General features: G+C 68.6%; 19 protein-coding genes. 9 read left to right on the top strand and 10 right to left on the bottom strand.

Annotated elements, in window-relative coordinates; translation table 11 throughout:
* Nucleotides 1-61 precede the first annotated feature (61 nt).
* Nucleotides 62-898: a response regulator transcription factor gene (locus J5X86_RS31595; RefSeq protein WP_208520111.1), complete on the top strand. Its 837-nt coding sequence runs from the start codon at nucleotides 62-64 to the stop codon at nucleotides 896-898.
* Nucleotides 895-2,103 (top strand): ATP-binding protein, encoded by a 1,209-nt coding sequence (locus J5X86_RS31590; protein WP_308124786.1) that lies wholly within the window; start codon nucleotides 895-897, stop codon nucleotides 2,101-2,103. The genes J5X86_RS31595 and J5X86_RS31590 overlap by 4 nt, the downstream gene beginning before the upstream one ends.
* Here J5X86_RS31590 and J5X86_RS31585 read toward each other — a convergent pair.
* The 5 genes from J5X86_RS31585 to J5X86_RS31565 form a co-directional block, all read right to left on the bottom strand.
* The gene (locus J5X86_RS31585) at nucleotides 2,100-3,782 is read right to left on the bottom strand and encodes a ubiquinol-cytochrome c reductase cytochrome b subunit (RefSeq protein WP_208520110.1); all 1,683 of its coding nucleotides are present in this window, start codon (nucleotides 3,780-3,782) and stop codon (nucleotides 2,100-2,102) included. The genes J5X86_RS31590 and J5X86_RS31585 overlap by 4 nt on opposite strands.
* A 179-nt stretch (nucleotides 3,783-3,961) precedes the next feature.
* Nucleotides 3,962-5,368, bottom strand: coding sequence for a glycoside hydrolase family 1 protein (locus tag J5X86_RS31580; protein ID WP_208520109.1), 1,407 nt, complete (start codon nucleotides 5,366-5,368; stop codon nucleotides 3,962-3,964).
* A gap of 163 nt (nucleotides 5,369-5,531) precedes the next feature.
* Entirely contained in the window at nucleotides 5,532-6,437 is a 906-nt protein-coding gene (locus J5X86_RS31575; protein WP_208520108.1) for a carbohydrate ABC transporter permease, read from the bottom strand.
* 18 nt (nucleotides 6,438-6,455) lie between these two features.
* Entirely contained in the window at nucleotides 6,456-7,472 is a 1,017-nt protein-coding gene (locus J5X86_RS31570) for a carbohydrate ABC transporter permease (protein WP_208520107.1), read from the bottom strand.
* Between the two features lie 5 nt (nucleotides 7,473-7,477).
* Nucleotides 7,478-8,812 carry an ABC transporter substrate-binding protein gene (locus tag J5X86_RS31565; protein WP_208520106.1) on the bottom strand — a complete coding sequence of 445 codons (1,335 nt, stop codon included), beginning with the start codon at nucleotides 8,810-8,812 and terminating at the stop codon, nucleotides 7,478-7,480.
* Nucleotides 8,813-9,091: 279 nt separating this feature from the next.
* On the opposite strand from J5X86_RS31565, the gene J5X86_RS31560 reads away from it, so the two are divergent.
* Nucleotides 9,092-10,138 (top strand): LacI family DNA-binding transcriptional regulator, encoded by a 1,047-nt coding sequence (locus J5X86_RS31560; RefSeq protein ID WP_208520105.1) that lies wholly within the window; start codon nucleotides 9,092-9,094, stop codon nucleotides 10,136-10,138.
* Nucleotides 10,139-10,208: 70 nt separating this feature from the next.
* Here J5X86_RS31560 and J5X86_RS31555 read toward each other — a convergent pair whose 3' ends face one another.
* Together J5X86_RS31555 and J5X86_RS31550 are read right to left on the bottom strand one after the other, a co-directional pair.
* A complete protein-coding gene (locus J5X86_RS31555; RefSeq protein WP_208520104.1) occupies nucleotides 10,209-11,576 on the bottom strand; it encodes a glycoside hydrolase family 6 protein in 1,368 nt (455 codons plus the stop codon).
* Entirely contained in the window at nucleotides 11,573-12,751 is a 1,179-nt protein-coding gene (locus tag J5X86_RS31550) for a glycoside hydrolase family 5 protein (protein WP_208520103.1), read from the bottom strand. The genes J5X86_RS31555 and J5X86_RS31550 overlap by 4 nt, the downstream gene beginning before the upstream one ends.
* Nucleotides 12,752-13,084: 333 nt before the next feature.
* On the opposite strand from J5X86_RS31550, the gene J5X86_RS31545 reads away from it, so the two are divergent.
* From J5X86_RS31545 to J5X86_RS31535, 3 genes are all read left to right on the top strand, one after another.
* Complete coding sequence (locus J5X86_RS31545; protein ID WP_208520102.1) at nucleotides 13,085-15,976, top strand: glycoside hydrolase family 48 protein; 2,892 nt, start codon at nucleotides 13,085-13,087, stop codon at nucleotides 15,974-15,976.
* Nucleotides 15,977-16,112: 136 nt separating this feature from the next.
* Entirely contained in the window at nucleotides 16,113-16,385 is a 273-nt protein-coding gene (locus tag J5X86_RS31540; RefSeq protein WP_078641586.1) for a hypothetical protein, read from the top strand.
* Between the two features lie 98 nt (nucleotides 16,386-16,483).
* On the top strand, nucleotides 16,484-17,233 hold the full coding sequence (locus J5X86_RS31535) for a Clp protease N-terminal domain-containing protein (RefSeq protein ID WP_208520101.1): 750 nt from the start codon (nucleotides 16,484-16,486) through the stop codon (nucleotides 17,231-17,233).
* Here J5X86_RS31535 and J5X86_RS31530 read toward each other — a convergent pair.
* Complete coding sequence (locus J5X86_RS31530) at nucleotides 17,211-17,696, bottom strand: STAS domain-containing protein (protein ID WP_208520100.1); 486 nt, start codon at nucleotides 17,694-17,696, stop codon at nucleotides 17,211-17,213. The genes J5X86_RS31535 and J5X86_RS31530 overlap by 23 nt on opposite strands.
* Before the next feature lie 112 nt (nucleotides 17,697-17,808).
* Between J5X86_RS31530 and J5X86_RS31525 the strand changes: the two genes are divergently transcribed.
* Both J5X86_RS31525 and J5X86_RS31520 read left to right on the top strand, forming a co-directional pair.
* Nucleotides 17,809-18,168: a helix-turn-helix domain-containing protein gene (locus tag J5X86_RS31525; protein WP_208520099.1), complete on the top strand. Its 360-nt coding sequence runs from the start codon at nucleotides 17,809-17,811 to the stop codon at nucleotides 18,166-18,168.
* A gap of 56 nt (nucleotides 18,169-18,224) precedes the next feature.
* A complete protein-coding gene (locus J5X86_RS31520; RefSeq protein ID WP_208520098.1) occupies nucleotides 18,225-18,602 on the top strand; it encodes a MerR family transcriptional regulator in 378 nt (125 codons plus the stop codon).
* 44 nt (nucleotides 18,603-18,646) lie between these two features.
* Here the strand turns inward: J5X86_RS31520 and J5X86_RS31515 are convergent, their stop codons facing one another.
* Entirely contained in the window at nucleotides 18,647-19,252 is a 606-nt protein-coding gene (locus tag J5X86_RS31515) for a hypothetical protein (protein ID WP_208520097.1), read from the bottom strand.
* Nucleotides 19,253-19,418: 166 nt separating this feature from the next.
* On the opposite strand from J5X86_RS31515, the gene J5X86_RS31510 reads away from it, so the two are divergent.
* Nucleotides 19,419-19,625: a hypothetical protein gene (locus J5X86_RS31510; RefSeq protein ID WP_208520096.1), complete on the top strand. Its 207-nt coding sequence runs from the start codon at nucleotides 19,419-19,421 to the stop codon at nucleotides 19,623-19,625.
* A 3-nt stretch (nucleotides 19,626-19,628) separates the two neighbouring features.
* Here the strand turns inward: J5X86_RS31510 and J5X86_RS31505 are convergent, their stop codons facing one another.
* Nucleotides 19,629-20,042, bottom strand: coding sequence for an ATP-binding protein (locus tag J5X86_RS31505; RefSeq protein WP_208520095.1), 414 nt, complete (start codon nucleotides 20,040-20,042; stop codon nucleotides 19,629-19,631).
* Nucleotides 20,043-20,078 lie beyond the last annotated feature (36 nt).

The following is a 20,078-nucleotide window of genomic DNA, read 5'->3' as shown; positions in this document are numbered from 1 at the left end:
GGGGCGGCACCGCGGACACGTGTAACAACGGCGAAAGGCGCCCGTCCGGTAGACAGGGACCATGCGTGTTCTTGTGGTGGAAGACAACGCGTTCCTCGCCGAGATGATCGCCGACGGCATGCGCCGCGACGCGATCACCGTCGATGTCGCCCTCGACGGAGGCAGCGCTCTGCGCAAGCTCCAGTTGGGCGACTACGACGTCCTCGTACTCGATCGCGACCTTCCCGGCATGCACGGCGACGAGGTGTGCCGCCGCCTGGTCGCCAAGGGCCTGCTCACCCGGGTGCTGATGCTCACCGCCTCGGTGACCGTTTCCGAGCGGGTGGCGGGCCTGAGCCTCGGCGCCGACGACTACCTCACCAAGCCGTTCGCCTACGAGGAGTTGCTCGCCCGCGTGCTCGCGCTCGGCCGCCGCGTCCAGCCCGCGCTGCCACCGGTGATCGAGCGTGCCGGGATCACCCTGGACACCGCCCGCCGCCAGGCCGACCGCGATGGCGCGGCGCTCTCCCTGACCCGCAAGGAGTTCGCCGTCCTCGAAACGCTGATGCGCGCGAACGGCGCCGTCGTCAGCGGCGAGGACCTCATCGAGAGGGTGTGGGAGGAGAACGCCGGGTACGACACCAACCCTGTGCGCGTCGCCCTGAGCCGCCTGCGCGCCAAGCTCGGGGGCCCGCCGGTGATCGAGACCATACCCGGCGCCGGATACCGGATCGCCTCCTCCTCCTCCCTGCCCCGGCAGCACGCCGCGGAGGCGCCCGGCTCTCCGGAAGCACCCGGCTCTCCGGAAGCACCCGGCTCCCCGGAAACACCGGGTTCCCCGGAAACACCCGGCCCGGCGGACACACCCCACTCCGCGGACACATCCGGATCCAGCGGTTCCAGGCGGGCCGGGCGATGATGCGCCGACTGCCTCCCGCGACCGCGATGATGCGCCGACTGCGTCCCACGACGGAACGGGCCCGCCTCACCGCCCTGTACGGCGGGCTCCTGTTGCTGGCCGGAGGCGTCCTGGTCAGCGTCATCTACGCACTGGTCCAGGACGACCTGGACGTACGTCTCGGCAGGGAGGTCACCTCCGTGCCGCTCGGGCCCCGGATGAATCCCGACGGAGACGTCCCTCCCGGCTCCGTCCGGGGGGACGAGTACACCGTCGTCCCGGCGAACAAGGCGGGCGAGGCCGCCAAGACACAGACGGTGGCGGCCCTCACCGCCACCACCCTCAGCCGCCTGCTGACCGTCTCGGGCATCGCGCTCGGCGTCTTCGCGGTGCTCTCGCTCTTCCTGGCCTGGTGGATGGCGGGCCGGGTGCTGCGCCCGGTGGGTGTTATCACCGCCACCGCGCGCAAGCTCTCCGGGGAGAACCTCCACCAGCGCATCGGCCTCAAGGGACCGCCCGGGGAGCTCAAGGCGCTGGCCGACACCTTCGACCAGATGCTGGGTCGGCTGGAACAACTGGTGACGGCCCAGCAGCGGTTCGCGGCGAACGCCGCGCACGAGCTGCGCACATCGCTGGCCGTCCAGCGGGCCGCCGCCGAGATCGGTCTGGCCGACGCCGACTCCCAACGCGTGGCGTGGATCCGGGCCGAGCTGATCAAGACCGCGGACACCAGCGAGAGACTCATCGAGTCGCTTCTCCTGCTCGCCTCCACCGACCAGGGCATCCAGCGCCGCGAGCACGTCGAGATGGACGAGACGGTCGCGGTCGTCACCGCCGGATTCTCCGACGAGGCCCACGAAAAGGCGATCACGGTCACGACCACCGTGGAGCCGCTGACGGTTCCGGGCGACCCGGTCCTGCTCGCCCATCTGGTCCGTAATCTCGTTGCCAACGCGGTGGCGTACAACCACCAGGGTGGCCGCATCCGCGTCGACCTCACCGGCCGGGTGCTGCAGGTTTCCAACACCGGCCCAAAGATCCCCGCGGACACGGTCCCCCGGCTCTTCGAACCGTTCCGCCGTCTGAACGAGCGCGCGCACACCGCCGGGGAAGGCGCCGGACTCGGTCTGTCCATCGTCGCGTCCATCGCGCGCGCCCACGGCGCCGAGGCCACCGCGGACGCCAACCCGGGCGGCGGCCTCTCGGTCAGGATCCGCTTCCCCTAGGGGCGCTGGGGCTCCTCGGCCCTCTCCTCCTCCTCATGCTCCTCGTGCTCCGCCACCTGCTCCTTCGTGGGCTTGGCGATCTGGCCGTCGATACCGAAGTAGCTCCGGGACAGCGAGACGCGCAGCCGCTCCATGAAGGAGAGCCTGCGGGCGACCCCGGCCTCGTCGACCGTCGGTGGCAGCTCCAGCGGCTCGTACTGTTCGTACGCGGTCAGCGTGTACTTCTCCGCCGCCGACAGCGGCTCGTGCACTTCGACGAACTCGCCGTGCGGCAGCCGCTCGATGATGCCGGTCTCGCGGCCGTGCAGCAGCAGCTCCCGGTCCTTGCGCTGGAGGCCGAGACAGATCCGCTTGGAGATGATGAAGACCACGACCGGCACCACGAAGAAGCCGATCCGGCAGGCCCAGGTGATCGCGTTGATCGACAGATCGAAGTGGGTGGCGATGAGGTCGTTACCGCCGCCCAACAGCAGGACCCCGTAGAGGGCGACCCAGGCGTTGCCGAAGGCGGTGCGGGTCGGGGCGTTGCGCGGGCGCTGGTTCAGATGGTGCTCGCGTCTGTCCCCGGTGATCCATGCCTCCAGGAATGGATAGAGCCAGATCACGAGCAGCACCGTGGGGAAGACCAGGAAGGGGATCAGCACCCCGAGCACCAGGGTGTGGCCCCAGAGATTGATCTCCCAGCCCGGCATCAGCCGGATCAGCCCTTCGGAATAGCCCATGTACCAGTCGGGCTGGGCGTCGGTGGACACCTGGTCGGGCCGGTAGGGGCCATAGGCCCACACCGGGTTGATCTGGGCGATAGCCGACATCAGCGTGGTGACGCCGAAGACCAGGAAGAAGAAACCGCCGGACTTGGCCACATAGACCGGCCAAAGAGGCGGCCCCACGATATTCATGTTCTTTCTGCCGGGCCCCGGGAGATGCGTGTGCTTGTGGTAGACGAGCAGGATCATATGGAGCGCCAGCAGCCCGAGCATGATGCCCGGAATCAGCAGTACGTGCACGGTGAACAGCCGTGGCACGATCTCGGTTCCCGGGAATTGACCGCCGAAGAAGAAGAACGACAGATAGGTGCCGACGATCGGGATCGACAGGATCGCGCCCTCCATGAAGCGCAGACCGGTGCCGGACAGCAGATCGTCGGGCAGTGAATAGCCCATGAAGCCGTCGAACATCCCGAGAATCAGCAGACCGGCGCCGGAGAGCCAGTTGATCTCGCGGGGTTTGCGGAAGACGCCGTTGTAGAACGTCCGCATCATATGGGCGAGCATGCTGGCGATGAAGATGATCGCCGCCCAGTGGTGGACCTGCCGCATCAGCAGGCCGCCGCGCACATCGAAGCTGATGCGCAGGGTGGACTCGTACGCCTGCGACATGCGGATGCCGTTCAGCGGCGTCCACCGGCCGTCGTAGACCACTTCGTTCATCGCTGGTTCGAAGAACAGGGTCAGATAGACGCCGGTCAGAATGATGATGACGAACGTGTAGAGGGCGATCTCGCCGATCAGGAAGGACCAGTGGTCGGGGAAGACCTTGCGCAGATTGGCCTTGGCCATCTTGAAGAGGCCCACCCGGCCGTCGAACCAGTCGGCGAGGGCCTCGCCTTTTCCGGCGGGCGCGCGCCGACCGGATCCCTCATCGCGGAACCTCTGTCGGCGCTCCGGAAATGCTCTCATATCTCAATGGGTTTACCAGGCATTCTCCACGGATGACGGCGCTCTTCGGCCGGGTGGATCAGGGCGTAACCCCTTTGAAGGAAGAACGCACCGGCCCGGTTGCGCCCCCGTGCGCCGCCTCGACTGCCGTCCGCGGCGCCGCCCGCCCCCCAGCGGGCGGCGCCGCGGACGCAGGTCCCCTACGCCGCCGGAAGCTCTCCGGTGCGGGCCACCTGGGCATACCAGCGGGCGCTGGACTTCGGCACCCGGGCCTGCGTCTGATAGTCGACGTAGACCGCGCCGAAGCGCTTGCTGTAGCCGTACGCCCATTCGAAGTTGTCCATCAGCGACCACAGGAAATAGCCGCGCAGATCGGCGCCGTCCGCGATGGCCTGGTGGGCGACGGCCAGATGGTCCCGGAGGTAGTCGATCCGCCGCGGGTCGTGGACCGCGCCCTCCGCGTCCGGCTTGTCGTCGAACGCGGCGCCGTTCTCGGTGATGTACAGCGGTACGCCCGGCGCCTCACGGCTGTAGCGCATCAGCAGGTCGTGCAGTCCGGTCGGGTCGATCGTCCAGCCCATCTCGGTGCGCTCGCCCGGCGTCTGGTGGAAGGCCACCTGCTCCGAGCCCGGCCAGGGGGAGTGGGTGCTGGCGCCGTGGCCGTCGTGGCGGGCGGGCGAGCCCTCGTTGTCGGTGCCCGCTGCTACCAATGACGGTGTGTAGTAGTTGATGCCCAGCGCGTCGAGGGGGTGCTTGATGACGGCCAGATCTCCGTCCCGGACGAACGACCAGTCGGTGATCGAGGCGGTGTCCTTGACCAGGTCGGTGGGGTACGCACCGCGCAGCAGCGGCCCGGTGAAGACGCGATTGGCCAGTGCGTCGATACGCCGCGCTGCGTCCAGGTCCTCGGGCTTGTCGCTGAGCGGCCGGACCACGGCCGGGTTGAGGCTGATGGCGATCTGGGCGCGGGCGGGGAGCGCGGCGCGCAGCGCCTGGGCGCCGAGGCCATGGGCGAGGTTCAGATGGTGGGCGGCGCGGAGCGGGGCCAGCCGCTCGGTGCGGCCCGGGGCGTGCACCCCCGAGCCATAGCCCAGGAAGGCGCTGCACCACGGCTCGTTGAGGGTGGTCCAGAACTCGACGCGGTCGCCGAGCGCCTCGGCCACGATGCCCGCGTACTCGGCGAACCGCTCGGCGGTCTCGCGCTCCGGCCACCCGCCGGCGCTCTCCAGTTCCTGGGGGAGGTCCCAGTGGTAGAGGGTGAGCACCGGCTGGATGCCCGCGCCCAGCAGCTCGTCCACCAGCGAGCGGTAGAAGTCGAGCCCGCGCTGCACAGCCGGTCCCCGGCCGGTGGGCTGCACCCGTGACCAGGACACCGAGAAGCGGTACGCCGCCAGGTTCAGCTCCGCCATCAGCCGGACGTCCTCGCGGAAGCGGTGGTAGTGGTCGATGGCCACATCACCGGTGTCACCGGCGAGCACTTTGCCGGAGGTGTGGCTGAAGGTGTCCCAGATGGACGGGGTGCGGCCGTCCTCCTGGGCGGCGCCCTCGACCTGGTAGGCGGCCGAGGCAGCGCCCCACAGGAATCCGGGCGGGAAGGTCAGCGTCATGGAAGCGCTCCCATTCGAGGTCATGGTGCGGCGGGAGGGGAGGGGCGAAGAGAGGGATGGGACGAAAGAGAGAGAAGAGAAAAGGGGAGAGGGGACGGGCTCAGGCGGGGGAGAGGTGACGGGCTAGGTGGGGAGAGGCGGGCCGCCCGAGGGGGCGGCCCGCTCAGCCCTTGACCGCCCCCTGCATGATTCCCCCCACGATCTGCTTGCCGAACAGGACGAAGGCGATCAGCAGCGGCAGCGTGCCGAGCAGCGCCCCGGCCATGATCAGCGACTGGTCCACGGTGTATCCGCGGCCCAGGCCGGTCAGGGCCACCTGCACGGTCGGGTTGCCGGTCTGGGTGAGCGCGATGATCGGCCAGAAGAAGTCGTTCCACGCCTGGACGAAGGTGAGCATCCCCAGTACCGCCATGGCCGGGCGCGCCGCCGGGAAGACGATGTGCCAGATGATCCGCAGACTGCCGGCCCCGTCCACCCGGGCGGCCTCGATCAGCTCGGTCGGCAGCGCCTGGGTGAGGTACTGCCGCATGAAGAAGACCCCGAAGGCGCTGACCAGCGTGGGCAGGATGACGGCCTGCAACTGGTCGGTCCACTCCAGCTTGGCCACCATCATGTACAGCGGCACGACGCTGAGCTGGGGCGGCACCATCATCGTCCCGATGGTGAGCATCAGCAGCAGGTTCTTGAAGCGGAAGCGCAGCTTGGCGAAGGCGAAGCCCGCGATCGTCGAGAACAGCACGGTCCCGGCCGCGATGGTCCCGGCCACGATGGTCGTGTTGAGCAGCGCCGAGCCCATGTTGGCGTCGTTCCACGCCAGATCGAGGTTGTGGAGCAGGTTTCCGCCGAACCAGAAGGGCGGCGGGGTCTCGGCGAGCCGGGTGTTGGTGCGGGAGGCGGCGATGGCGGTCCACACCAGCGGGAAGAGCGAGCCCACGGTGAAGAGGATCAGCACGGCATAGGTGATCTTCCCGCCGTGTAGCTGTTTGCCCGCGCGGCTACGGCCCTTCCGCCCGGCCGGGGCCGGTGCGGGCGGTGCGGAGGCGGGTGGGGAAGACACGGTGGCGGTCATGGTGGTCCCTCGTCTCCCTCACTGGCTCTTCCGCAGCCGTCGCTGGAGCAGCCAGTTGGCCGCGGCGATCAGCAGCAGGATCAGGAACATGGCCCAGGCGGTGGCCGAGGCCCGGCCGAGGTGGAGGTTCACCCAGCCTTGTTCGTACAGGTACAGCCCCAGCGTCTGGAACTGGTGGTCGGCCCCGCCGGTCGCGCCCGCGCTGCCGTTGAACAGCAGCGGCTCGCCGAAGAGCTGGGTGGCCCCGATCGTGGACACCACGACGGTGAACAGGATGGTGGGGCGCAGCGAGGGGATCGTCACATGGCGGAACTGCTGCCAGCGCGAGGCCCCGTCCAGCGCCGCCGATTCGTACAGATCCTCCGGCACCGCTTGCATGGCGGCCAGGTAGATCAGCGCGTTGTAGCCGGTCCAGCGCCAGATCACGATCGTGGAGACGGCGAACTGGGAGGTCCAGGTGCCGTTCTGCCAGTCGATCGTGTCGATGCCGATCGAGCCGAGTGCCCAGTTGATCATCCCGTAGTCGCGCCCGAAGAGCAGCACGAACACCAGCGTCGCGGCGGCCACCGAGGTGGCGTACGGGGTGAGGACGGCGACCCGGAAGAACATCGAGCCGCGCAGCTTGTAGTTGAGCAGATGCGCGAGCCCGAGCGCCATCATGAGCTGCGGCACCGTCGAGATGACCCCGATGGTGAACGTGTTCTGGAGCGCGTTCCAGAAGAACTCGTCCTCCCACAGCCGGGAGAAGTTGCGCATCCCGACCCACTCCATATGGGTCGGGTCGGTCAGCTCCACCCGGTGCAGCGAGGCCCAACCCGTGTAGAGCAGCGGGAAGAGCCCGAAGGCGGCGAAGAAGACGAAGAAGGGGGCGACGAAGGCGTACGGACTCCAGCGCACGTCCCAGCGGTGGCGGCGGGCGCGCCAGTCGCGCCGCCGCTGCTCGCGGGGATCGGAGGGCGCCGTGGTGCCGGCGCCGCGCGGGGCCGCGCCCCCCTGCCCTGCGGGGGGCGCGGCAGTACCGGAAGTGGCTGACATCCGGGTCACTGGTCCAGCGCGTTGTCGATCGTCTTGGTCGCGGCCTTCCAGCCCTCCTCAGGGGACTTGCCCTGCTGGTCGACCTGGAGCAGACCGATGTCCACGATGTTCTGGTTGATGATCTGGTCCTTGGGTCCCAGGACCTGCACCGGAATGCCCTTGGCGGCCTCGGTGAAGATGGAGCCGATCGGCGCGCCCGCGAAGTAGGGGTGCTTGGCGTCCTTCACATCGGGCAGGGAGTACGACGCCTGGGCGCTCGGCCAGCTTCCGCGCTCCTTGAAGAGCTTGGCCTGCTGCTCGGGGGCGGTCAGCCAGGCGACCAGCTTGGCCGCCTCCTCCTTGTGCTTGCCCGCCTGGGGCACGCCGAGGAAGGTGCCGCCCCAGTTGCCGGGCTTGGGCGCGGCGGCGACGTCCCACTGGTCCTTCGCCTTGTCCCCGGCCTTGGTCTGGATGTAGCCGAGCATCCACGGCGGGCAGGAGACGGTGGCGAACTGCCCGTTGGCGTAGCCCTGGTCCCAGGTCTTCTGGAACTGCTGCAGCTTGGCGGTCATCTTCCCGGTGGCCGTCTTGGCCGCGATCTCCCACGCGTCCTTCACGGCCGGGCTGTCCTTGTAGATGACCTTGCCGCTCTTGTCGTAGTAGCGCTCGGCGCTGCCGGCGATCACCGCGTTGAAGACACCGCCGGCCGAGTCGACGAAGGCCGTGCCCTTCGGGGCCTTCTTCATATACGTCTTGCCCGCGTCGACGTACTTGTTCCAGTCTCCGGCCCATAGCTGGGCGACCTTGTCGCGGTCGGTGGGCAGCCCGGCCTTCTGGAAGAGGTCCTTGCGGTAGCAGATCGCCATGGGGCCGATGTCGGTCCCCAGGCCGATCGCCTTACCGTCCTTCGCGACGCCCTGCTGCCATTTCCAGTCGAGCCAGTTTTCTTTCTTGACCCCGGCTGTCTTCGAAAGATCAATGAACTTGTCCGCCTGGGTCTGGACGACCTCGGCGATATTCGCGACTTCGATGCCCTGGACATCGGCCAGACCGCTGCCCGTGCTGAGGTGGTTCAGCAGTTGCGGGTAGTAGTTCTCATTGCGCTCGATGACCGTCTGCTCGATTTTGATGTCCGGGTGGAGCTTCATGTACTCGTCGTAAAGACCGGCTTCTTGGAAGCCCATGGTGCCGAAGAGCCCCATGATGATCTTGGTCTTGCCGCCTCCATCGCCCCCACCGCCGGACTTGCCGCTCCCGCTGTCGCCGTCGTCGGCGCAGCCGCTGAGCAGCCCGGCTCCTAAAGCGGCGACGGCCGCGAGGACCACGGCTCTGCTGCGGTGACTACCAGTGCTCCTGCGCATTCCGTCCTCCTAGCGCCCCGCCCAACGGCTTCCGGCCAATAAGTAGCGATACATGGGTTTTTGAGATGCATCGAGCCGGGTGGACATCGTGCGGGTTGTGTATGGCTCAGGTACTGTGGGAGCGCTCCCAGCTGTGATGTGTTGAAGGGTCGCGGCTCCCTGCTGGGGTGTCAAGGGAGTGCGCGAAACAACTTCCCGAAACCACACTGCTGTTGAATGACCCCGCAGCCGCCCATTGGGGGGTTGGAGCTGCTGGGTACGGACGGCTGGAGGCGCGATATGGCAGGAACGCGGCGGCATGGCGCGGGGCGGGGACGGCCGACCCTCGAGGAAGTGGCGGCCCGCGCCGGAGTCGGCCGCGGCACCGTCTCCCGCGTGATCAACGGTTCGCCGCGGGTCAGCGACCGCACCCGGACAGCCGTCGAGCAGGCCGTCGCCGAACTCGGCTATGTGCCCAACCGGGTGGCCCGCGCGCTCGCCGCCAACCGTGCCGACGCCGTCGCCCTGGTCATCCCCGAGCCCGAGACCCGGCTCTTCGCCGAACCGTACTTCTCCGACATCATCCGCGGTGTCGGCGCCGAGCTCGCCGACACCGACCTGCAACTGCTGCTGACCCTCATCCGCACCCCCAAGGAACGGCAGCGGCTCGCGGACTACCTCTCCGCGCGCCGGGTCGACGGGGTGCTGCTGGTCTCCGTGCACGCGGACGACCCGCTGCCGGACCTGCTGGAGCAGATCGAGATGCCCGCGGTGCTCAGCGGCCGCCGCTCGGCGCATGAATCGGTCCCGTACGTCGACTCGGACAACACCGGGGGCGCCCAGTCCGCCGTGGAACACCTCATCGGCCGCGGCCGCACGACGGTCGCCACCATCACCGGACCGCTGGACATGTATGTCGCCCAGTGCCGCCTGGAGGGCTACGGCGCCGCGGTCCGGGCGGCGGGCCGGGAAGTGGAACCGGAGCTGGTGGCGTCCGCGGACTTCACCGAGGAGGGCGGCCGCCGGGCCATGCGCCAACTCCTCGACCAGCGCCCGGACCTGGACGGCCTCTTCGCCGCCTCGGACGTGATGGCCGCGGGCGCCCGGCAGGTGCTGCGCGAGAGCGGGCGCCGCGTCCCGGACGACGTGGCGCTGGTCGGCTTCGAGGACTCGGCCGTCGCCCGCCATATGGACCCTCCGCTCACCAGCGTCCGGCAGGCCACGGAGGAGATGGGCCGGGCGATGGTGCGGGTGCTGCTGGAGGAGATCGAGGGGCTGTCGGACCGCACCTCCAAGCGGCCGCAGATGGTACTTCCTACCCAGCTGGTGCGGCGGGAGTCTTCCTGAGGGACCGCAAAGGGCATGGGGCCGGTGGACAGTGTCCACCGGCCCCACGATCAGGGGACGGGTCAGGCGCTTACAGCGCCGGGTAGGCGTTCTTCAGCAGTTCCTGGAACTGAGCCGAGAACCAGTGGCCCGACAGCGGAGCGTTCGCCAGCGCCCCCGACATGTTGTTGCCGTTGCGCGGGTTGCCGGTGTACGTCGGGTCGCACATCCGGTCGAAGCCCTTGCCCTCGTCGTTCGGGATCGAGGAGCTGGAGCCGTCTGACTCGCCCGGGGGCTTCATCCACACATACGCGTCGATCCCGGACGCGGGTGCCGCCTTGGGCCGCTCACCGAGTCCGGCACCGGACTGGTTGCACCAGTTGCCGATGTGGATCCGGCGGTCGTAGCGCCCGCCGTTGACGTACGTGTCCACGTCCGACTTCGCGCCGGGGCCGCTGGGCCGGGCCGAGCCGCCCCAGCCGTTGCGGGAGGTGTCGATCAGCGCGCCGACGTTGCTCGGGAAGCCGACGTTGACCAGCTCCTGGCGGAACGCCTGGGCGAAGGAGAGCTCGTCGACGTACCGGTTCCAGTCCACCCACTTCGACTGGCGCACGGTCGTCCCGTTGACCGAGTCGTTGATGGTGTAGTTGTTCTCCTTCAGCGCGCTGTAGTTGGCCGTGTTGACGATGATGCCGGCCACCTTGTCGACCGTGCTGCCCTCGGCCGTCGCCGCCTGCTTGAGCACCTGGGCGGTGGCGTTGAAGTTGTCGTCCCAGCCGATCCAGCCGTGGTGCCCGGCGTCCACGTAGTTGTAGACGTTGCCGATGGCGCCCAGCTTGTTGAGGGCGTAGCCGACGCCCTTCACGTAGTTGCCGTTGGCCTTCATCGTGTCGCACTGCGGGGTCGCGGTGGGACGGCCGCCGGTGTTGGTGACCAGGTTGGGCAGTGAGTCGATCTCGATCGTGGTCACGATCCGCAGATTGGAGTTGGCGTACTTCGACTCGGAGAGAATCGCCGCGATCGGGTCGATGAACTGCGTCTTGTACTTGTCGATCTCGGTCGGGCCGAGCTCGCCGTTGGACGCCAGCGCGGCGCAGTCACGGCCGGGCAGGTCGTAGACCACTAACTGGACGACGGTCGGGCTGCCGGCCGACTGCTGCAGCGCCTTGTCGAGGTGGGCGCGCAGCCCCATCGCGCCGTTCGCGCCGTTGATCGCGGCGATGCGGTCCAGCCAGACGCCGGTCGGCTGGTTGGAGATCTTGCTGCCGCCCGGTTCGGCGGCGGCCTTCGCCGACCAGTCGGGGTTCACATACACCTTGGCGCCCGCGTACGGGTTGTCGACCTTCGCGGCGGCCGCCCTGCCGCTGTCCACCTGGGCGGACGCCACGCCGGTCAGCGCCCCCATGGTCAGCGCGGAGGCGGCGAGCAGAGTGCCCGCCATTCGGATTCTGCGGCTCATTGCATTCCCTTCAGGTGATCACGGAGTCCCACGCCGAAGTTGGTCGGCGTGCCGTTGTAATCGCTGATCAGAGACGGGCCCGAGGAACAGTCCCAGGTGTTCCAGGTCCAGCCCAGATACGAGGCGCCCTTGGCGTCCAGCCAGGCCATGACCCGGTCGATATAGCCGTGGGAGCAGGTGTTCTCGCCGATCTCGCCCGCCACGAAGGGGACCTGGGCGATGACCGGGGCGAGCTGTTCGTTGAAACAGCTCTCGCTCGAGCAGGTGTTGAAGTTGTAGGTGTGCCAGGCGGCGGCGAGGTTGCCCGCCGGGTCGTTCGGCTTGTACGTCAGCCACTGGCGCAGATCGTTGGAGTACGCGACCCCCGGGATCAGGACCAGGTTCTTGGCACCCGTGGTCCTTACGGCGTTCAGCAGGGTCTGCATCCCGGCTACCTGGAAGTCGATTCCGGGGCAGCTCCCACCGTCGCGCCAGCACTTCCACGCCGCCGTGAGGTCGGAGGTGGCGCGGTCCGGGAACGGCTCGTTGAACAGGTCGAAGACCACGGCCTGGTCGCTCTTGAAGGTCTGGGCGACCGAGGTCCAGAAGGCCGGGGTGTACTGCGCGTTCGGCATCGGCTTCTGGCAGGTGGCGTACTCGGTGCCGGGGCAGTGGCTGTCCCCTCCGGTGTATCTGCCGTGGGACCAGTGGAGTTCGACGATGGGCGTGATGCCATGGGCCTCCAGCCGGGCGACGAGTGCCTTGACCGCCGTGATGTAGTTGGCCCCTCCGTAGGCCGGGTTGATATGGGAAAGGCCCAGCCAGCACTCCTCGTTGAGCGGGATCCGGACCGCGTTGACCTTCCAGTCCGCGATGGCCTTGACGGAGGCGTCGTCCACGGGGCCGTCGAAGATGCCGTATCCCTGGACGCACATGAACTCACCGCCGGAGCGGTTGACGCCGAGCAGCCGCCGGGTGGCGCCGTTCTCGTCGACCAGCTTGTTGCCCGAGGCGCGCAGCTTCGGCGGTGCGGCGTTCGGACGGAGCGGCTTGGCCGGCGCGTCGGCGGGGGCGACCGACGCGGTGGTCATGGCCGGGCCGCTCGCCGCCGACGCGGCGGTGGGCGCCAGGGCGGTGCCCACCACGGATAAGACCGCGGCGGCCACCAAGGCATAAAGGCGCGGGGGTGCTCGCATGGAGCGACTCCTTGAGGTCCAAGCGCCGTTCGATACGGCGCAGACTGCTGGAACCGCTCCCACTGGTTGAAGTGAAGGTAGCGCTCGACGGGCTCATGTCAACAGTTCCCGTTCACGGAATTATCGGTAGAAGACCTCTGAGCACTCGGTGTTGTTCAAAGACTTGACACCTCATCAGCCTGACACGAACCTTGGGAGCGCTCCCACTGGTTCGCAATTTCCCCCACCACCCGCACGAACCGCGAGGAGGTCCCCCCGATGCGCGTACAGCGTGGCTCGCCCTTATCCGGCGCACGACTTTCAGGGGCACGGCTCTCAGGGGCACGACGACGCATGAGACGGCTGGTGACCGCCCTGGCCGCCGCGCTCTCGCTCCCCGTGGCCATGACCGCGGCGGGCGGCGCCGCTCCCGCGCACGCCGCGGCGGTCCAGTGCGGGGTCGACTACAAGACCAACGACTGGGGCTCCGGCTTCACCGCCGACCTCACCCTCACCAACCCCGGCACCGACGCCATCGACGGCTGGACCCTGACGTACACTCACGCCGGCAACCAGAAGCTGAGCAACGGCTGGAACGGTAGCTGGTCGCAGTCCGGCAAGACCGTCACCGTCACCAACGCGGGGCACAACGCGAAGATCGCGGCCGGGGGCAATGTCACCACCGGCGCCCAGTTCACCTACAGCGGCACCAACGCCGCCCCCACCTCCTTCGCCGTCAACGGCGTGGCCTGCCGGGGCGCCCATCAGCCGCCCATCGCGGTGCTGAGCAGCCCGTCCCCCGGCGCCGTCTTCACCTCCGGCGGCACCGTCCCGATGACGGCCACGGCCGCGGCGGCCGACGGGGCGACGATCACCAAGGTCGAGTTCTACAGCGACACCAAGCTCCTCGGCACCGACACCACCTCCCCATACGCCTTCGACCACCAGGACGTCCCGGTGGGCGACTACTCGCTCTATGCCAAGGCGTACGACAGCCAGGGCGCCTCGGCCGAGTCCACCCCCGTCGGCATCCATGTGGCGGCCGGCCCCACGCTGGTGGCGAGCCCCGGTCAACTCGGGGTGCAGCAGGGCAAGAGCGGGACGTTCGGCGTCAAGCTGTCCACCAAGCCGTCCGCGAACGTCACCGTCTCCGTCGCCCGCACCTCGGGCAACACCGGGCTGACGATCTCCTCGGGCGCCACCCTCACCTTCACTCCCGCCAACTGGGACACCGCCCAGCAGGTGACCGTGGCTGCCGCCAACAGCGGCACCGGCGCCGCCACCTTCACCGCGACCGCCGCCGGCCACACCAAGGCCGAGGTCACCGTCACCCAGCTCGCCGCCGCGAAGGTCTACGACGCCCGCTTCCTGGACCTCTACAACAAGATCACCGCACCCTCGGCGGGCTACTTCTCGCCCGAGGGCGTTCCGTACCACTCGGTGGAGACCCTGATCGTCGAGGCCCCCGACCACGGCCATGAGACGACCTCCGAGGCGTACAGCTATCTGATCTGGCTGCAGGCGATGTACGGCAAGGTCACCGGCGACTGGTCCAAGTTCAACAACGCGTGGGACATCATGGAGAAGTACATGATCCCCACCCACGCCGACCAGCCCACGGGCGGCTTCTACAACGCCTCCAAGCCGGCCACCTACGCGCCCGAATGGGACCAGCCCTCCCAGTACCCCTCCCAGCTCAACGGCAATGTGCCGGTCGGCAACGACCCCATCGCCGCCGAGCTGAAGAGCGCGTACGGCACCGATGACATCTACGCCATGCACTGGATCCAGGACGTCGACAACGTCTACGGCTACGGCAACGCGCCCGGCAAGTGCGAGGCGGGCCCGAGCGACACCGGCCCGAGCTACGTCAACACCTTCCAGCGCGGCCCGCAGGAGTCGGTCTGGGAGACCGTGACCCAGCCCACCTGCGACGGCTTCAAGTACGGCGGCAAGAACGGCTATCTGGACCTGTTCACCGGCGACGCCGCGTACGCCAAGCAGTGGAAGTTCACCAACGCCCCCGACGCCGACGCCCGCGTCGTCCAGGCCGCCTACTGGGCCTCGGAGTGGGCCAAGGCGCAGGGCAAGGGCGGCCAGATCTCCGGGAACATCGCCAAGGCCGCCAAGATGGGCGACTATCTGCGCTACGCGATGTACGACAAGTACTTCAAGAAGATCGGCAACTGCGTCGGCGAGACCGGCTGCGCGGCCGGCAGCGGCAAGAACAGCTCCCACTATCTGCTGTCCTGGTACTACGCCTGGGGCGGCGCCACCGACACCTCCGCGGGCTGGTCCTGGCGCATCGGCTCCAGCCACGCCCACGGCGGCTACCAGAACCCCATGGCGGCCTGGGCCCTCAGCTCGTACGCCGACCTCAAGCCCAAGTCCGCGACGGGCACGAGCGACTGGTCCACCAGCCTCAAGCGCCAGCTCGAGTTCTACCGCTGGCTGCAGTCCAGCGAGGGCGCCATCGCGGGCGGCGCCACCAATAGCTGGCAGGGCCGCTACGCCACGCCGCCGTCGGGCAAGTCCACGTTCTACGGCATGTACTACGACGAGAAGCCGGTCTACCACGACCCGCCGTCCAACCAGTGGTTCGGCTTCCAGGCATGGTCCATGGAGCGGGTCGCGGAGTACTACAACCGCACCGGCGACGCCTCCGCGAAGACGGTCCTGGACAAGTGGGTCAAGTGGGCGCTGTCCAAGACCACCGTCAACGCCAACGGCACCTACCAGATCCCGTCCACCCTCCAGTGGTCCGGCCAGCCCGACACCTGGAACGCCTCCAGCCCCGGCGCCAACGCGAGCCTGCACGTCACCGTCGCCGACTACACCAATGATGTGGGCGTGGCGGCCGCGTACGCCAAGACCCTGTCCTACTACGCCGCCAAGTCCGGCGACACCCAGGCCAGGGACACCGCGAAGGCGCTGCTGGACGGCATGTGGAACAACGACCAGGACGCCCTCGGGATCGCGGTCCCCGAGTCCCGCGCCGACTACAACCGCTTCGACGACCCGGTCTACGTCCCCAGCGGATGGACGGGGACCATGCCGAACGGTGACAAGATCGACGCCGGCTCCACCTTCCAGTCGATCCGCTCCTTCTACAAGAACGACCCGGCCTGGTCGAAGGTCGAGGCGTATCTGAAGGGCGGTGCGGTGCCCAGCTTCACGTACCACCGGTTCTGGGCCCAGGCGGACATCGCGCTGGCGATGGGGTCGTACGCGGACCTCTTCGAATAGTGGCTTTCCGTGCCTGAGCGGCGGGGCTCCCGGACCCGGGCCCCGCCGCGTTCCGTTGGCGTCGGATCGCCCGTCCAGCCGTGTGTCCGGCGCTTCCGAGGTGCGGTGGGAGGGCGTGGGGAGCAGCCTGGGACATATGACCGAATCCCAGGCGCCGCGCATTCATCGGCCTCCGATCGTGGTGCTCGGCGTGCAGCAGAACGACCCCCCGTACCGGCTGGTCGAGATCGCCGGTGAGCTGGCGGGCAAGGCGCACTCGGTCCTGGACGTCATCGAGATCGCCCGGGAGGTCGGCCTGGACGACGTCGATCTGGATGATCCGGATGTGGTCCGGTGGGTGGGCGGCGACAAGTTCACGTGGACGTCGTTCTGGCCCCCGCATCGGTCGCGCCACGAGCACCGCGGCTAGGTGGCCCGCGGGGCCGGGCTCTGGCGACTGCCGCTTTCACGGAATTCACTGTCAACCCAACGTTGACGCTCCTCAAGGTGTCAACCTATGGTTGACACATGACGAAACCAGTCGGACTCAGTCATCCCGTACGCCTCGACGATCTGATCGAGGCCATCAAGAAGGTCCATACCGACGCTCTCGAGCAGCTCACCGACGCGGTGATCGCCGCCGAGCACCTCGACGAGGTGGCCGACCACCTCATCGGCCACTTCGTGGACCAGGCCCGCCGCTCCGGCGCCTCCTGGACCGACATCGGCAAGAGCATGGGGGTGACGCGGCAGGCGGCCCAGAAGCGCTTCGTCCCCAAGGCGCCCGGCGAACCCTCGGACCTCGACCCCAGCCAGGGTTTCAGCCGCTACACCCCACGGGCGCGGAACACGGTGATGGCGGCGGCGAACGAGGCCCGCGCGGCCTCCAACGGCGAGGTGCGCCCCGAGCACCTGGTCCTGGGCCTCCTTCACGACCCGGACAGCCTCGCCGCGAAGGCGATCCTCTCCCAGGGCGTCTTGCTCGACACCGTTCGCCAAGCGGCCACCGAGGCCCTTCCCCCGGCCGCCGAGGAGGTGCCCGAGCTCATCCCGTACGACGCGGGTGCCCGTAAGGTCCTGGAGCTCACCTTCCGCGAGGCCCTGCGGCTGGGCCACAACTACATCGGCACCGAGCACATCCTCCTCGCCCTCCTCGAACACGAGGACGGCGCGGGCCTGTTGACCGGCCTGGGCATCGACAAGGCCACCGCCGTGGACACCCTCACCAAGGCGCTGACCCGAATCGCCGAGGCCATCAAGGACGAGATGGAGGGGTGATCGAGCGCCCCTCGACGGCCCAACGGCGAAGGTGCGGCGGCCGGAACAGCGATGCTGTGCCGGTCAGGCCGAGGACTCGCCTGACCGCGCGACTCGGGGAGCGGACGGTGACCGTCTTGCCGTGCGCGAGCGCCTCCCGGCGAAGCCTCAGCAGTGCGTTGAGGCCCGAGCAGTCCCAGAACCTCACCGCTCTCAGGTCCAGGTCGACGCCCTCGCCGGAAGCGCGGAGGGCCGTGCGCAGGGCGGCGGACACGGCGGGGGCGGTCTCGTAGTCCACTTCCCCCCGGATCACGACAACCTTCCGGGGTCCCTCCTGGTAGCTGTCGGTGATGAGGGCGGACGGGGGCGTGGACGCGGGGCGCGACGGCGTCGGCCCGACCGATGCCCCGGGTGCCGCATCGTGCACGGGCCGGTACGGCGAGCGATGCCCGGGCTCGGGCGTGGAGACGTCTCGGGCGTGCATCTGTCTCTGACTCCCCTCAAGTCGTCCCACCGGCATCACACGACTTGCTTTACACGAAGCATAATTCATGTTTCCAGATGCGTCATCATCGCTTCGGCAATATCATGAGCGCATGGGAGGAGTGCCTGAATCGCACACTGGGTGGACGTTCCTGACGAACCACGCCCGCGTGCTGGCCGCGATCGCCGACGACGCGAACGTGCGGATCCGCGACATCGCCGCGCACTGCAGGCTGACGGAGCGCGCCGTCCAAAAGATCATCGCGGACCTGGAACAGGACGGCTATCTGTCCCACACCCGTGAGGGGCGCACGAACACGTACCGCATCGAGCCGGGGAAGGTCCTGCGCCACCCGGCCGAGGCCGGACTCCCCGTGGCCTCGCTCCTCTCCCTGCTCGTCGAGGACGAGGCCCGGCGCAAGAACGCCGACGGTTCCCTCGGCGGCGGGAACCCGAACCCGACAGCGCACTGACGCTCCTGCCCTCGACTACTCTGAAACGACCCTTGACGTCAGAGGTAGGAGCCACGGTGCGCATCGGCGAACTCGCCGCCCAGACCGGCGTCAGTGTGCGAGCGCTGCGCTACTACGAAGAGCAGCACCTGCTCACCTCGGAGCGCAGCCCCAGCGGCCAGCGCCACTACCCGGACACCGCGGTCGCCCGCGTCCTGATGATCCAGTGCTTCTACGCCGCGGGCCTGTCCAGCAAGACCATCCGCGAACTCGTCCCCTGCATGGACACCGGCGTCGCCACCCCCTCCATGCGCACCCGCCTGACCTCCGAACGCGACCGTATGAACGCCCAGATCGCCGACCTGGCCAAGGCCCGCGACCACCTGGAAGCCCTCATGACCGCGGCCGACGACATGGTCGACGGCGAGACCCGGTGCGCCCCGCTCAGCGCTTGATCCACCGTAGCGGCGGCGCGGGAGCAGGCAGGGCAGACGGCCGGTCAGCGGCGGGCGCCGCTCCCGCCGTGATAGCCGAGTTCGAGGTAGCGGGCGCGGGTGCTCCAGGAGCCGAGATCGGGCGCGTTGGTCAGGACGTCGTGCCAGCGCGAGCTGCCGGAGGCCGCCTTACCGGAAGGGGCCCCCGGGTCACGCGCGGGGCGCCCGGCCCAGAGCCGCACCCCCGACCGCGCCTCGGACTCGCGGACGGGCTCCCACAACCCCACCGAGAACATGCCGGCGAGCTGGTGCATGGCGATGAAGCCGACTATGCCGTCCTCGGGGTCCGAGGGGTCCAAGCGCTCGGTGATGGCGTGCCACAGGAAGTACGGGTTCGGTAGCCGCACGTCGGGCTGGAAGCGGTAGACGAGCCGCTCCAGCCTGATCGAGCCGATGCGCGGCAGCTTTATCCGGTTGAGCGGGACGACCTCGCGCTTGCCGCCGGTCCAGGTCAGCTTCTCGTTGCGGCCCATGTAGCCGGGCTCGCTGTAGAACGTGACGTAAAGGCGTTCCCTGCGATCAGGCCGCCGGTTGTGCAGCATGCCCGCGCCGACGACGGCGCCGCCCACGGACGCCAGGCCCGCCAGGAGGATTCTGGTCTTGCGCTTCATCGGAACGCGACACCTCGCTTCTGACGGGACGACCGCCTTCATCATGTGCCACGCCGAGGAGGACCTTCATGGTTCCCCGCATCCCGCCGCCCGGCCCACCCCAGCCACCTCTCTCTCCGGTGAGACGATCACGAGGACCGTAAGAACGAATCCAGGGGTAGGGAACATGGCTGTTCTGGTGCTGCTCGGCGTCTTGGCGCTTGCCGTCGGCGGCTGCGCGTGTGTGGTGTGGGCGGAACGCGGCGGGCCCCGCTGGGCCCGCGTCGTGGCTTCCGTGACGCTTGCCGCGGGGGAGCTGTTGCGGCGCTCCGGGAAGAACCGTCGCCGAAGCCTGAACCGGACCAGCGGTGACGGTGGCAGTGGCGGTGACTAGGGTTCAATCGCACTTCATCTCACCCCAGACCTGCTTGCCCCAGCGGTACCGGTCCGTCCCCCACCGGTCTGTGAGGGCGTCGACCAGTAAGAGCCCCCGGCCTCGGGTGTTGTCGCCGTTGGAGTCCGTCCGCAGACAGGGAACGTTGCGGGACCGATCCACGACGCCGAGTCGGACGAACTTCTCGGAGGGTCGGGTGACGACGACCCGGATCGACTCCAGACGGGCATGGTCGACGGCGTTGGAGACCAGCTCGGTGATCACCAGCGCGGCGTCCTCGATCAGGTCCTCCAGCCCCCAGGCGGCCAGTGCGGTCCGCACCAGCTTGCGGGCGACTTCCGCACTCTCCGGTGCGCGGCGCATGGTCTGGGAGTATCCGGGGTGCCCCGTGGGGCGAGGTGTAGCGGTCACGGTCATCAGGACCTCGTAGGTGCGAAGTGAGCGGCCTTGTCC

The organism is Streptomyces sp. NEAU-YJ-81 (assembly GCF_017592595.1).
Taxonomy (GTDB): Bacteria; Actinomycetota; Actinomycetes; order Streptomycetales; family Streptomycetaceae; genus Streptomyces; species Streptomyces hygroscopicus_B.
Note: the sequence above shows the minus strand (reverse complement) of the source record. Positions and strands in the feature narration are given on the sequence as shown.

Excerpts from the sequence above, each read along its gene's own strand:
- J5X86_RS31595 (WP_208520111.1), top strand. The coding sequence starts at position 62 with ATGCGTGTTCTTGTGGTGGAAGACAACGCGTTCCTCGCCGAGATGATC.
- J5X86_RS31590 (WP_308124786.1), top strand. The coding sequence starts at position 895 with ATGATGCGCCGACTGCCTCCCGCGACCGCGATGATGCGCCGACTGCGT.
- J5X86_RS31585 (WP_208520110.1), bottom strand. The coding sequence starts at position 3,782 with ATGAGAGCATTTCCGGAGCGCCGACAGAGGTTCCGCGATGAGGGATCC.
- J5X86_RS31580 (WP_208520109.1), bottom strand. The coding sequence starts at position 5,368 with ATGACGCTGACCTTCCCGCCCGGATTCCTGTGGGGCGCTGCCTCGGCC.
- J5X86_RS31575 (WP_208520108.1), bottom strand. The coding sequence starts at position 6,437 with ATGACCGCCACCGTGTCTTCCCCACCCGCCTCCGCACCGCCCGCACCG.
- J5X86_RS31570 (WP_208520107.1), bottom strand. The coding sequence starts at position 7,472 with ATGTCAGCCACTTCCGGTACTGCCGCGCCCCCCGCAGGGCAGGGGGGC.
- J5X86_RS31565 (WP_208520106.1), bottom strand. The coding sequence starts at position 8,812 with ATGCGCAGGAGCACTGGTAGTCACCGCAGCAGAGCCGTGGTCCTCGCG.
- J5X86_RS31560 (WP_208520105.1), top strand. The coding sequence starts at position 9,092 with ATGGCAGGAACGCGGCGGCATGGCGCGGGGCGGGGACGGCCGACCCTC.
- J5X86_RS31555 (WP_208520104.1), bottom strand. The coding sequence starts at position 11,576 with ATGAGCCGCAGAATCCGAATGGCGGGCACTCTGCTCGCCGCCTCCGCG.
- J5X86_RS31550 (WP_208520103.1), bottom strand. The coding sequence starts at position 12,751 with ATGCGAGCACCCCCGCGCCTTTATGCCTTGGTGGCCGCCGCGGTCTTA.
- J5X86_RS31545 (WP_208520102.1), top strand. The coding sequence starts at position 13,085 with ATGAGACGGCTGGTGACCGCCCTGGCCGCCGCGCTCTCGCTCCCCGTG.
- J5X86_RS31540 (WP_078641586.1), top strand. The coding sequence starts at position 16,113 with ATGACCGAATCCCAGGCGCCGCGCATTCATCGGCCTCCGATCGTGGTG.
- J5X86_RS31535 (WP_208520101.1), top strand. The coding sequence starts at position 16,484 with ATGACGAAACCAGTCGGACTCAGTCATCCCGTACGCCTCGACGATCTG.
- J5X86_RS31530 (WP_208520100.1), bottom strand. The coding sequence starts at position 17,696 with ATGCACGCCCGAGACGTCTCCACGCCCGAGCCCGGGCATCGCTCGCCG.
- J5X86_RS31525 (WP_208520099.1), top strand. The coding sequence starts at position 17,809 with ATGGGAGGAGTGCCTGAATCGCACACTGGGTGGACGTTCCTGACGAAC.
- J5X86_RS31515 (WP_208520097.1), bottom strand. The coding sequence starts at position 19,252 with ATGAAGCGCAAGACCAGAATCCTCCTGGCGGGCCTGGCGTCCGTGGGC.
- J5X86_RS31510 (WP_208520096.1), top strand. The coding sequence starts at position 19,419 with ATGGCTGTTCTGGTGCTGCTCGGCGTCTTGGCGCTTGCCGTCGGCGGC.
- J5X86_RS31505 (WP_208520095.1), bottom strand. The coding sequence starts at position 20,042 with ATGACCGTGACCGCTACACCTCGCCCCACGGGGCACCCCGGATACTCC.